The 13,930-nt window shown below is 38.8% G+C and carries 9 protein-coding genes; 6 read left to right on the top strand and 3 right to left on the bottom strand.

Features of this window, described 5'->3' with window-relative positions; genetic code table 11:
* The first annotated feature begins 132 nt into the window (after positions 1-132).
* Genes BGO84_RS05945 through BGO84_RS05955 form a run of 3 tightly spaced genes read left to right on the top strand, consistent with a single transcriptional unit; the run spans position 133 to position 3,650 of the window.
* The gene (locus BGO84_RS05945) at positions 133-1,794 is read left to right on the top strand and encodes a DUF4836 family protein (protein WP_291028408.1); all 1,662 of its coding nucleotides are present in this window, start codon (positions 133-135) and stop codon (positions 1,792-1,794) included.
* A gap of 39 nt (positions 1,795-1,833) precedes the next feature.
* Positions 1,834-2,478 carry an ATP-binding cassette domain-containing protein gene (locus tag BGO84_RS05950; protein ID WP_291028410.1) on the top strand — a complete coding sequence of 215 codons (645 nt, stop codon included), beginning with the start codon at positions 1,834-1,836 and terminating at the stop codon, positions 2,476-2,478.
* Positions 2,475-3,650: an ABC transporter permease gene (locus tag BGO84_RS05955; protein WP_291028412.1), complete on the top strand. Its 1,176-nt coding sequence runs from the start codon at positions 2,475-2,477 to the stop codon at positions 3,648-3,650. Before BGO84_RS05950 ends, BGO84_RS05955 begins: the two co-directional genes overlap by 4 nt.
* A 4-nt stretch (positions 3,651-3,654) precedes the next feature.
* On the opposite strand, the gene BGO84_RS05960 is transcribed toward BGO84_RS05955, so the two are convergent.
* Both BGO84_RS05960 and BGO84_RS05965 read right to left on the bottom strand, forming a co-directional pair.
* Entirely contained in the window at positions 3,655-5,043 is a 1,389-nt protein-coding gene (locus tag BGO84_RS05960; protein ID WP_283687352.1) for an MFS transporter, read from the bottom strand.
* Positions 5,040-5,738, bottom strand: coding sequence for a type 1 glutamine amidotransferase (locus BGO84_RS05965; protein ID WP_291028414.1), 699 nt, complete (start codon positions 5,736-5,738; stop codon positions 5,040-5,042). Before BGO84_RS05965 ends, BGO84_RS05960 begins: the two co-directional genes overlap by 4 nt.
* Positions 5,739-5,867: 129 nt before the next feature.
* On the opposite strand from BGO84_RS05965, the gene zupT reads away from it, so the two are divergent.
* Entirely contained in the window at positions 5,868-6,665 is a 798-nt protein-coding gene (gene zupT / locus BGO84_RS05970) for a zinc transporter ZupT (protein ID WP_135106991.1), read from the top strand.
* 58 nt (positions 6,666-6,723) lie between these two features.
* Here zupT and BGO84_RS05975 read toward each other — a convergent pair whose 3' ends face one another.
* Positions 6,724-7,170, bottom strand: a complete 447-nt coding sequence (locus BGO84_RS05975) for a DUF3836 domain-containing protein (protein ID WP_283687446.1) — start codon at positions 7,168-7,170, stop codon at positions 6,724-6,726.
* Positions 7,171-7,411: 241 nt separating this feature from the next.
* Between BGO84_RS05975 and BGO84_RS05980 the strand changes: the two genes are divergently transcribed.
* Together BGO84_RS05980 and BGO84_RS05985 are read left to right on the top strand one after the other, a co-directional pair.
* Entirely contained in the window at positions 7,412-12,979 is a 5,568-nt protein-coding gene (locus BGO84_RS05980; protein ID WP_291028416.1) for an MG2 domain-containing protein, read from the top strand.
* A gap of 90 nt (positions 12,980-13,069) precedes the next feature.
* Positions 13,070-13,918: a hypothetical protein gene (locus tag BGO84_RS05985; protein WP_291028418.1), complete on the top strand. Its 849-nt coding sequence runs from the start codon at positions 13,070-13,072 to the stop codon at positions 13,916-13,918.
* Positions 13,919-13,930: the final 12 nt, after the last annotated feature.

Here is a 13,930-nt window from a genome sequence, read left to right on the forward strand (position 1 = left end):
TCTATATTTGGATACAAAATTATCTTTTTCGCAAAACAATCTTCATAAAATGTGAAAAGAATTAATCATTCCAAAGCTCAACACCTTTCTTTTTCTTATATTCGCAGAATTAATATTTTTAAACACGAAATTATGAAACAAACGGGTATTACTCTCATAGTTGCATTATTGGTAGCTTTTTTTTACTCATGTAAAGATTCGGCAGACTTGACCAACTCGATACCGGCGAGTGCCGCTACTGTTATACATATCGATACAAAATCTCTATTGACAAAAGCCGACTATAAGCCACTGGAGAATAAAGTTATAAAAGAAGCCCTTGACAAGGCTAAATCCGGCGGTAACGCTACAAAAGCTATTGAACAGCTTGAGAGTTTCCTTAAAAACCCAAATTCGACAGGCATCGACTTTCTTAGCGATTGTTACATGTATATGGACAGTACAACAATGGGTATTGTTCTGAAAATGGACGATCAGAAGAAATTGAAGGAATTACTTATCAAGACCTTCGAGCTACCGGAACAAATGTTGGAAGAAAAAGATGGGGTGACTACAGTAAGTGCACAACAAAACTTTGTTATAGGCTGGACTAAGGACAAGCTTTTATTGCTTACATATATGGGAACTGTATATTATCGCGACCATAGTGCCTTGCCTGATCTGAAAACATTGGTTACAAAACAACTAACGCAAACAGCTAAAGAGAGCATCAACTCTAAAAAATCATTCGCAGAATTTATTTCGAACAAAAAGGATATTTCGATCTTCTCTTCATACAGTAATATAAAAGGAATGTGGTCTTCTTTGTTACCTCCTGCATTGGCAATGCAAGGACATGACGGGAATGCTGTAAATAAAATGCTAACAGGATTATATGACCAATTAAAAGATATAAATACAGCTGCTTTTATTTCGTTCGAAAAAGGGGAAATAGCATTTAGCAATAAAATGTACTATGATACCCCGGAAGCAGAGAAGAAATTTAACGAACTGGCGTCGCAGATGACAGGTAAACTAAAAGGTAATCAGCTTAAATACTTTACAGATAAACCTATCTTTTCCATCTCGGCTAACATGAAAGGAGAAGGTATTTATAATTATCTGAACGAATTAGGCTTCATTTCTCTGATAGAAGAAAGTGCAGGTTCTAACTTATCGGAGTTAGGCATCGACCTGAAATCTTTTATCTCCAACATGGATGGAGACATTACTTTTGCCGTGAATAATGTAAAAATTGTAACAAAGAAATCTGATTACTACGATTTTGAATATACAGACTCATCTCCTGAGCTTTCATTTTTTGCAGACCTCAAAGACGCAAACTCTATATGGAATATTGCAAAAGGAAAAATAAAAGAACTTAATGGCGAAGCTGCCGTTTTCACTGAACTGAATCCAAATACATATTCGCTAAAAATGGATGAGAATACGAATGCTTACTTTGGAATCAACAACAATATGTTCTTCTTTACAAATAGCGAAAGTGTATTCAAAAACATATCTGCAACAGGACTAAAGAGTGATCTGTCGGATCAGGCTAAAGATAAGACTACATTTATATGTGGAACTTTCAGCCCTCTAAAACCATTATTATTGTCAGAAATAGGAGGTAATGATAAAGCGAAGGAGCTTGCCACAAAAGGCTTTGACTTGCTTGGTGATTATAATTATATAACAACTCAGGACATGAGTGGTAATGGTAAAATCGTTATTACAGATACAAGTGGCAATAGCCTTGCTGTAATTTGTAAATTTGTAGACAGCGTAGTTACACATATCGCTCAGGAATATTAAATAAAAAGCTGATAGCTAGAAGCTAACAGCTAAACATAGATGAATACGATACAATTAAAAAACGCCCTTCCTGATGTCTTCTCGGAAGTAAGAGATATAAAATCAGATATCTGGAGAAAAGACGTCACTTTTGAGAAGGGAAAAACATATCTGATAAAAGCAGAATCAGGCTTAGGAAAAAGTTCGCTCTGTAGCTATATCTATGGCTACAGAGCCGATTTTTCGGGAAATATATTTTTTGACGAAGCAGAAGTCAAAAATATAAAGAGAAAAAAATGGGATAAGATCAGATCAAAACATTCGAGTCTCCTGTTTCAAGAACTGCGTCTCTTTCCCGAATTGACAGCTCTGGAAAACATCCGGCTAAAAAACAATCTCACTCACCACAAAACAGAATCGGAAATCGATTCGATGTTCGACAGGTTGGGCATCAGTGACAAGAAAGACCAACCAATAGGAAAAATGTCTTGGGGACAGCAGCAACGTGTCGCAATTATCCGCTCGCTTTGCCAACCTTTCGACTTTCTTATCCTCGACGAACCCATTAGCCATCTTGATGACAACAATGCCAAAATCATTACTGAGCTTATCCACGAAGAGGTAAGAGCACAGCATGCAGGATTGATAGTCACCTCGATAGGCAAAGATTTACCAATGGATTACTCTCAAATATTATCACTATGAATCTGGTTTGGAAGCTCTTGAAACAAAATATAAGCAAAGGACAGTTTGCCGGATTCTTTATTGCCAATCTTATCGGATTAACGATTGTTCTGCTTGGCCTCCAATTTTACCTGGATATCAATCCCTTGTTTTCGGAAAAGGATACTATCATGAAGAGGGATTTTCTGGTACTAACAAAACAAGTAGGGATTTACAATACACTGAACCCTCAAGCATCAGGTTTTTCGGCCGAAGAAATTAAGAATATAGAAAACACCAGTTTTGCAACGCAGGTAGGAGCATTTACTGCTTCGAGATATAAGGTTTTTGGAGGAATAAGCACCAATCAGGGAGGTTTCAACACCGAAATGTTTTTCGAATCGGTTCCTGATGATTTCATAGATGTGAAGACCGACAGATGGAAGTTTAGTCCCGATGATGAATTCGTTCCTATTATCCTTCCTAAAAACTACCTTGACCTTTACAATTTCGGTTTTGCCGAAGCTCGCTCTATGCCGAAACTTTCGCAGAGTGTAATAGGAATGGTGAATTTCAACATCACGATATCAGGCAAATGGCAACATAAAGAGTTTAAAGGGCAAATAGCCGGTTTTTCGAATCGGATAAACACAATCCTTGTTCCCGAATCTTTTATGAAATGGGCAAACGAAAACTACGGCGAACAAGCCGTCTCCAATCCCAGCCGACTAATGGTAGAAGTAAACAATCCTGCCGACCCCAATATTGCGAGCTTCCTCAAAAAGAACAACTATGAAGTAGAAGGCGAAAACTCGGCAGTGAGTAAAATGTCGTATTTCCTCAAGATAATGGTAGGCATTGTTATTGCAATAGGAATAATAATCTGCGCACTAGCCTTTTTTGTTCTTACGCTTAGTATCTATCTACTATTGGAAAAGAATATGGAAAAACTACGGAATCTCCGTCTGATAGGTTATGCAAAAAGCGTGGTAGTGCGCCCTTACGAATTAATGGCTATCGGGATGAATCTTGCGATACTCACACTTGCAATTGCATCGGTCTTGGTGATACGCATCAAGTACAGCGATATTGTACGCAATGTATGGAGTGAATTCGAAGGTTCGGATATTATGATCACTCTGATTGCCGGAATATGTATATTCTTGCTTTTATCCTCGCTGAATATTGTGATAATAAGAAGAAAAGTAAAATAGAAATTTATTCTTTCGATTTCTTCTTTTCCCTCACAGAGGAAGCATATACTCCAAAGAGACAAAGCACAAAGAAGGTAATGAATGTTATACGCATACTCCCTATAAACTGAGGGTGCGGTGCTAAAGACAAATCGATATTGCCTATCATTATCGACATTGCCATTATAGCGATCCCCATACTCAGAGACTGCCCTGTAAGCCTCATCGTACCCATCGTTGCTGATGCCAGTCCATAGTGTTTTCTTTCTACCGAACTCATGATAATATTTGTATTTGGAGAAGAAAATATACCAAATCCTAAACCCAAAAGAACCATCATGATACCAATAAAGTAATAGCTTGTAGTCTCGGTAATAAAGCACAATCCACCCAACCCGACTGCAATAATAGACATGCCTATGGTTGCCAAAAATGTAGGAGACATTTTGTCGGATAGACTACCTGACCTCAAAGCGGCGATAGCCTGTATAACAGATTGTATAATAAGTATTAGTCCCGCATCACGAGGAGATAATCCCCGCACATATTGAAGATACAAACTCAACATAAAGGAAATGGCAAATGTCGCCGAATAATTTATCAGAGCAGACAACGAAGACATCCGAAACATTTTGTTGCCGATAAAAACACGGATATTAAACACCGGAAACTCTTGCTTCTTTTCATATAAAGCAAATAGGAATAATACGATTACACCAATTACAATAAAAATGAAACCCTGAATGTGAGGTAGTTCCGCAAAACCATAAATTAGAGCGAATAAACCTATAGCAAACAAAATAGAGCCTATCGTATCAAATTTACTTTTAGCCTCTTCTTTCCAATCTTCTTTAATAATATAATATCCACCAACGGCGACAATAAAACAAATAGCAGCAGAAACAAAAAAGATACTATGCCAATTGAAGTATTGAGTAAGCAAACCTCCCACAAAAGGTCCGGCAGCCAATGATGAATAAACAGTTGCAGCAACTACCCCCATAGCTTTCCCCCGTTTTTCGGCTGGGACAGAAGAAGTAAGAATAGCGGTACTGGTACCAAACATCATGGCACTACCGATCCCCGCAAGGAAGCGATAAATGATAAGCATAACCCCAGTTGTTGCCAATCCACTCAATACAGAAAATATAGTCAGAATAACTACCCCCCATATAAACACCTTTTTGCGTCCTATCATGTCTGCCATACGGGCACAGGGTATTTGCAAAATGGCTGTAGACAGCATATAAGAAGTCGGCACCCATCCCGACATAACAGCGTTGAGCGATAAGTCTTTGTTGATATACGGCAGCGCAAGGTTTAGAGCCGAACTTATAAAAGGCACAAGCGAAGAAGCCAGACACAGGATAAATAACAAAGCTCCTGTGTTTGCTTTTTTCTCAGGATGCGTCATAGTCTGATCAGTTTATTCAAGATTGTTTCTATCATCTTATTGCATGATGGAATATATTGAGTGTTTTTTCTTATATAATCTTCCGATTGAATATATTTTCCTCCAACAAGTTCTTCATCACTATTGTTGAGTATATCGGCGCAACTTTTTTCAGTGGCTTCAAAATGGAACTGTAAACCGATAACCTTTTCTTTATACGAAAAAGCCTGATTAACACATGCCTCACTCGAAGCAAGCAATTTGGTTCCTGCCGGCAAATCAAATGTATCGCCGTGCCATTGGAAAACAATAGGAGACACGGTTTCACTTCCGAATAAGTCCTGAGATTCTTTGTCAACAAACGATATGGACAACCAGCCTATTTCTTTTTCCTTACTTGGATATACTGCGGCTCCCAATGCATTGGCTATTATCTGCGAACCCAAGCAGATACCCAGCACTGCTTTGTCTGAATCAATTGCTTTTCGTACAAAGAGCTTTTCATATTTCAACCAAGGATAGCTGTCTTCTTCATAAGTCCCCATAGGGCCTCCCATAATTACGAGCATATCAAAGTCATCCTGATCAGGAAACTTATAGTCCTCATAAATTTTGGTTACGGTTAGATTATAACCGTTATCCTCTACCCATTTTCCGATATATCCTAACCCTTCGTATGGGACATGTTGAATATAATGAACCCTATATGTAGACATAATTATATTTTTGTGTGATTTAAACTTTAAATGTACCAAAAATGTTCATATCAAAAACAATCTATAAAAAATATAGTTTTCAAAATGAAAACTATATCATACCTTTACATTCATAACACGCTACGAAGGATGTCTGATTATAATATATTACTAGCTTTTATACTTACTGCTATAGCCGGTCTATCTACCGGAATAGGCAGCCTGATTGCGTTATTGGCAAGACATACAAATACGAATTTCCTTTGTGCTTCTCTCGGATTTTCGGCAGGAATCATGTTATACGTTTCTTTTATGGAAATGATACCCGAAGGAAAAATAGAACTGATAGCTGCTTATGGAGAAAAACTGGGTACACTATATCTTATTCTGGCATTTTTTATAGGAATTGCATTCATCAACCTCATAGACTTTCTTATCCCCGAGTCTCTAAACCCTCATGAAATACAAGGAGTAGAAGACATGGGTATAAAAAAACGTGCATTGAAACGCACCGGTATCGTAGTGGCCATGTCTATAGCAATTCATAATTTCCCCGAAGGGATAGCCACGTTTACATCGGCTCTCGGGTCTTTAGACGTTGCAATACCGATTACGATAGCGATAGCAATACATAATATCCCCGAAGGAATTGCTGTAGCTGTACCCATATATCATGCAACAGGCAGCCGACAAAAGGCTTTCTGGCTTTCGTTTGCATCCGGTCTGGCTGAGCCGTTCGGTGCTCTGATTGCCTATTTTTTCCTTTTACAGTTTTGGACTCCTGCTATAAATGGGCTTATACTAGCTGCGGTATCGGGCATCATGGTGTTCATCTCGTTAGACGAACTTTTACCTAGTGCCGAGAAATACGGAAAACATCATATTTCCATCATGGGACTCGTAGCCGGAATGCTGGTCATGGCATTCAGCTTATATCTGTTTATATAAAAAATCCTGCCTCTTTTCGGGAAGCAGGATCACAATACCGTGTTGATAAATATAAGTTCTATTTTATTGCTGTCAGATTATCTTTTGCATTCACCTGCACTACTGCCAACAGTTCACCCTGTGCATCATATATGTGTTGCAAGTGTTGAGACTGTAACGACCATGTAGATATACCCTGATCCCATGTTGTGTAAGCAATATCTACAACTTGTCCTTTATTGTTATATTCATAACTGTACTTCTGAACTCCTACCCAACCTTCTTTATCTACCCATTTGTAAAGTACTCTTTCTTGTAAAGAACCGTCAGTACTATATTTATATACTGTTTTGTCCAACGCCTTCGAGGTTTCTTTATCTACCGTTACGTACTCTTTCGTTTTGTCGTCATTATTGCTATAAACTCTGGTTTTAGGACTCCCTGCATATACATTTGCTACAGATAATAATACGACTAAAAGTGATGTTAATATTGTTGTTCTCATGACTGTATTTACTTTAAATATTTCTTAATCTTTTTACAAATTATTTGAAAAGCGCTTCTATACATAAGACGATAATCCGGAGAATATAGTTACAACTTTTTCCTGTTTTTTTTGAAACAAATACATAAAGCGCTAGAAAACAGAATCTTTACAGAGTAAACAATTTATATATGTTTTATAAAAAGTAAATACAATCAAACTCTTTATCGAAAATATTCTCATATATTTGTACTTATACTAACTTGCATCAATAGCACAATTTATGAAAAAATACCTATTCACCCTTAGCCTGATCGTCATAGCATGTCTTTTTAGTCTAAATTCATGTAGAAAAAGTGGTAGTAAAGAGATCAACTCCGAGTTTGCAAAATATATTGCCGCCTTTACCTATGGTAAAATATCTTCCTCTTCGGAAATACAGATCGAACTTACACAAGATATTCCGACAGCCGAGCTTAATAAAGAAATTGAGCAGGAGCTATTTGAATTTTCTCCATCGATAAAAGGTAAAGCCTACTGGACCAGCACACGTACTATCAAATTTGTACCTGAGCCCGGAGAGTTGAAACAAGGGACAGAATATGATGCTTGGTTCAAACTCGACAAGGTTTTGAAAGTAGATAGCAACTTCAAAGAGTTCTACTTTTTTTTCCGTGTGCCTGAACAAAACTTCAATGTAAACCTACGCCCTTATACTCAAATGAAAGATAATGACCTTGTATGGAATACTGTACAAGGCGAAGTTCTTTTAGCGGATGAGGCCAACACAGACGATGTAAAAAGTATGTTCTCTTTATCGGGCGGAGATAAATCTAAAGATGCTAAAATAAAGATTACTCCAAGCGAAATAAAAGGTAGATACAATCTAACAATAGACAGTCTTTACAGAGGTACAAAAGAAATAGAATATACATTGAGTATAAAGGGGAGTGCCATAAATGCAAAAAGAGATGATGAGCAAAAAATCATTATCCCTGCAATCTCCGATTTTAAGGTATTGGACGTATCAATGGAATATTCTCCGCAAGAATGCGTTCGCATTACATTCAGTGATCCTCTATCTCTCAATCAGAATATACAGGGACTGATAAAACCGGGTATTATAGAAAGTTTCTCTTTCGATATTCAGAAAAATATAATGAAACTCTATCTTGATAAAACGACAAGAGGGACAAGTACCGATTTGAAAATATTCAAAGAGCTGAGAAACTCACAAAACAAGACTCTTGATAAAGATTATACGTTCAGTGTAAATTTTGAAAAGAATAAACCCGAAATAGAAGTACCTAATGCGGGTAATATACTACCCAATTCGGACAATCTTATCATTCCATTCAAAGCTGTCAATCTTTGGGCGGTGGATGTGAAAGTTATTAAGATATACGAAAACAATATATTGGGTTATCTACAGTCGAATGATTTTGGAGGAAGCAACGAGCTAAAACGTTTCGGTCGTCTGATTCTAAAAAAACGTATCCGACTGGATGAAGACCCTACGATGAAACTGGATGAATGGAATACATTCTCTCTGGATATGGCAAAATTGATAAAGCAAGATCCGGGAGCAGTATACAAGGTAGAATTCACCATGAAAAAAGAATACTCTCTTTATCCTTGCGACGGTATAATCCCTCAGATACCGAAAGACGCTGCATTACAGCGTTTCGACAATGAAATGGACGAAGAAGACGAAAAGCAATGGGATAATCCCGGATATTATTACTACTCCGACGAATGGGATTGGGATGAATATAACTGGCAAGAAAGAAATAATCCTTGCGACCCAACATATTACATGAACAAAACATCAGAGGTCGTTGTATTAGCATCCAACATTGGTATCACTGCAAAGATGGGCTCCGAAAAGAAAATGACAGTAGCCCTTACAGATATATTAACTACAAACCCTATTTCGGGTGCAACCGTTGATATTTACAACTATCAGATGCAGCGCATTGGCACAGGCAAAACAGATGGAGACGGATTTACAGAAATAGAATACAAGGGAGGTGTTCCGTTTGCAGTTATTGCATCGCATGGTAAAGAAAAAGGATATCTGAAGGTTACTTCAAACCTTTCTTTATCGCTTAGCAACTTTGATGTTAGCGGACAAGAGATACAAAAAGGATTGAAAGGGTATATCTATGGAGAACGAGGCGTGTGGCGTCCGGGCGATTCTATATTTGTCACCTTTATTCTCGAAGATAGACATCAGACATTACCAAAAGATCATCCTGTTTCGCTCGAACTATATACTCCACGCGGGCAAATGGCTCAACGTTATGTATCAACCACAGGTAAAGATGGATTCTATGCTTTCCGTATGGCTACCGACCCGAATGCTATCACAGGCAACTGGAGGGCACGTGTAAAGGTGGGAGGAGTAGCATTCTCAAAGACTTTGAAAATAGAAACCGTTAAGCCGAACCGTTTAAAAGTACGACTTGATGCAGGTGAAATGATAAACGCAGGCAGCGGCACATTTTCCGCTCCGTTGTCTTCGCAGTGGCTACATGGTGCTCCGGCAGCAAATCTGGCAGCAAAAGTAGAAATGACATTAAGTAAAGCATCCAATCCTTTCAAAGGATACGAAACTTATACTTTCAACAATCCAACGTCGAACTTTGCGTCCGATACCTATACAGTTTTTGAAGGGAAACTTGATGCACAAGGGAATGCAACGGTGAGAACAAGCCTGCCTCAGGCTTCTAGCGCACCGGGAATGTTGCGAGCGAATATCGTTTCCCGAGTATTTGAGTCGGGGGGAGATGCCAGTATATATACTCAAACTGCAGCTTACTCTCCATACTCGGCATATGTAGGAGTTAAAGTCCCAACAAGTAGCGATTACGGCTGGTTGGAGACAGACAAGGACAATATGTTTGATATTATTACACTCAGCCCCGAAGGAAAACCGATTAACCGCTCGAATGTAAATGTGAAAATTTATAAGTTGAAATGGTCTTGGTGGTGGAATACCAATGATAATTTGGCTTCTTATGTGAATAATACATCTACCGAAGTACTCTTAAATGAAAACATTTCAACTTCGGCAGGAAAAGCGAAAGCCAAGTTCCGTGTGAACTATCCGGATTGGGGACGTTACCTCATCATGGTAAAAGATGAACAGAGCGGACATATCACAGGTAGAGTATTCTATGTGGATTGGCCATCGTGGAGAGGACGCTCGGAAAAAGATGACCCAAGCGGATTAACAATGCTTTCGTTCTCTACAGATAAGCAGTCTTACAAAGTTGGAGAAACTGTTACCGTAATTTTGCCAAAAAGTTCAAAGGGTCGCACCTTGATTACCATAGAGGATGGCTCACGTATCATTTCGCGCGAATGGGTAAAAACAAGTGCGACAGAAGATACCAAACACACCTTCAAGGTAACAGAAGAAATGACACCTAACTTCTACATTGCCGCCAGCCAGTTACAGCCGCATGCGCAAACAGACAATGACCTGCCTATCCGTATGTATGGTATATTGAATATCAATGTGGAAAATAAGGAAACGGAACTGAATCCTGTCATCACGATGCCGGATGAACTCCGTCCTGAAAAAGAATTCAGTGTTTCCATATCCGAAAAGAACAAGAAGGATATGACTTATACCCTCGCTATTGTAGATGAAGGCTTGTTAGACCTCACATCGTTCAAAACACCAAATGCCTGGGCTGATTTCTATGCACGTCAGGCTCTCGGTGTACGCACATGGGATATGTTCGACATGGTAGTAGGCGCACAAACGGGTAAACTTGGACCTCTGTTGAGCATCGGTGGTGACGAAGCTTTGAAACCAGCCAACAATGTTATGAGCCGATTTAAACCTGTAGTAAAATATATGGGGCCATTTACAATAAGCGGAGGTAAAACGGATACGCACAAAATCAAACTTCCATCTTATTTCGGATCAGTACGTGTAATGGTTGTTGCCGGAAATAAAAAAGGTGCTTACGGAAGTGGAGAGAAAACTGTTCCTGTAAGAAATCCGCTGATGATATTATCGACATTACCACGTGTGGCGGGTCCTGACGAAGAGTTCTTGCTTCCTGTAAATGTATTTGCAATGGACAAGAAAGTAAAAACTGTAAATCTGAGAGTAGAATCTAAAGGTATATTCCAGTTTACAGAAGGAACTTCTAAATCTGTATCATTTACGAATGTAGGCGATAAGATGGTTTACTTTAAAGTAAAAGTCGGCAAGAAAACAGGCTATGAAAAAGTTGTGATCAGAGCGACAGGAGGAGGAGAGTCTGCAACAGAAACAATTGATATTGAGATTCGCAATCCGAACCCGAATGTCCTGTTAAGTTCTCACGCTCTTGTTTCGCCAAACGATACGGCACATCTAGCCATATCATTCGAAGATATCAAAGCTGAAGACTGGGCAAAACTCGAAGTATCACGTATGCCGGGAGTGAACCTGAATAACACATTAACTTATTTGCGCTACTATCCTCACGGATGTACCGAGCAAGTAACATCTAAAGGGTTCCCGCTGCTATTCTTAGAAAAATTCAGACCTCTTACCGAGAAAGAAAAACAAGTTATAGTAACAGATAATGTAAAAGGAGCTATCCAGACAATCGTTTCACGCCAACTTGGCGACGGTGGTATTGTTTACTGGCCGGGCAATCGTTATCCGGATGAATGGGTAAGCAGCTATGCCGGACACTTCTTGCTGGAAGCACAGAAAGCAGGATGGGAAGTTCCAACATCAGTAATCAACAAGTGGAAACAGTTCCAGAAAAAAGCTGCTCAAACATGGAATAAGGGTAACCTTTACAGTTCTTATTATACTTACTCGATGAGTGACTTGCAGCAAGCATACCGCTTGTATACTTTGGCGCTTGCCGGAGATCCTGAATTGGGAGCGATGAACCGATTGAAAGAAATGCAAGGCCTATCAGTACAGGCTCGTTGGAGATTGGCTGCTGCCTATGCCTTAGCAGGGAAGAAAGATGCGGCTCTGCAACTGACAAACAATGCCAGCGATCAGGTAGAACATTATGCATTTAGCAACAACACGTTTGGTAGTTCTCAGCGCGACATGGCTATGATAATGGAGACATACCTATTGTTAGGTCAGACACAAAAAGCGCTAAAACTCTCATTCAAGGTATCTGAATACCTGAGCGGAAGTTATATAACTACCCAAACTGCAGCTTATGGTTTGATCGCTATGTCTCGACTGGCTGAAAAAATGGGCAAAGGTGTTATTTCATACGAATGGTCATTGAATGGAGTTCCTCAAAAAGTAAGTAACTCGGGCGATGTATTCCAAGAAGTAAATATAAAACCTCACGATAAGGTAAACATATCGATTAAGAATAAGGGACAGGGTGATATATTTGTCCGTCTGTTAGGTAAAACACAACCTCTGACAGACAAGAATCCTGCCGAAGCGAATGGAGTAAAACTATATGTAAAATATATAGACGAAAACGGCAAAGAGCTGGATGTTTCTTCTCTACGACAAGGAACAGAATTCTATGCAAATGTGATTGTCCAAAACATTTCGGGACAGTATCTTACCGATATTACACTTGATCAGATATTTGCCTCAGGATGGGAGATATTCAACAATCGCTTGTTCAACGAAGCCTATACAAGAACAGCCGGTGCATATAACTATCAAGATATCAGAGATGACAGAGTGTATACTTACTTCAATCTGGGTACAGGATATTCGATATCATTCAAGGTCAGATTGCAAGCTGCGTATTGTGGTAAGTTCTATCTTCCGGCTGTAGCTAGTTCGGCTATGTATAGCCCTGATATAAATGCACGTACTACCGGACAATGGGTAGAAGTAAAGCAATAAAGTAATGTAATTAACTAACAATCAAAATAAGATAGGGTGTTTTATTCGAAAAATGCCCTATTTTTGTATGAATTATTAACGCAAAACTTAATGAAAAAAGCAATCTGTACATTTGGTAGCTATTACTTAACAGAAGGCTTTCCCCGCTTCAGAAGCATGGCTGAAAGTATGGATATCTTTGATGATATATATACTGTCTGTGAAAAAGATTTAGATGCAAACTTTTACAAAAGATGGGGACGATACCTGATCCCATACTCCAGAGGTTTTGGATATTGGTGTTGGAAACCCTATTTCATCCTAAAAATATTAGAGAAAATGGAGGACGGGGATATACTTCTCTATTCAGACATTGGCTGTTATTTTAATCCCAAAGGCAAAGAACGACTCTTAGAGTATTATCATATTGTAGAAAAAACTCCGACAGGAATACTTGGTGTAAAGAGCCAAGAGGTCAGCTACAACGGTATGCCCGAAACTCTTTATTATGAATATGAATGGACAAAGGGCGATGTGTTTGAATATTATGGTGTATATAACGATAAGACTTATACACATACACCTCAATTCGAATCTACTATTATTTTTTTCAAAAAAAGCCCTGTTGTGATGCAGTTTGTCAGAGACTGGTATCAGGCATATCTGGATGATTACAGTCTTGCGACAGATTCACCGTCACGAATCCCTAACTTACCCGGATTTAAAGAAAACAGGCACGATCAAAGCATTTACTCTATCCTTGCCAAAAAGTATGGGATAGCAGAAATTTCCACAAACGAAATATTTCAACGAGACTGGAATCTTCTCGAAAAATATCCCATACAAGCTCGCAGAGATAAATATTACCCAAGCAAATATCACTACAAACATCGCTTTAGATTAAGAAAGCTTTATGGCAGATGGTGGAGAGTAAAATATTGGTTCAAAGATAGACTATAATTAGACATCCTT

The sequence above is a fragment of the Dysgonomonas sp. 37-18 genome (assembly GCF_001899125.1).
Classification (GTDB): domain Bacteria; phylum Bacteroidota; class Bacteroidia; order Bacteroidales; family Dysgonomonadaceae; genus Dysgonomonas.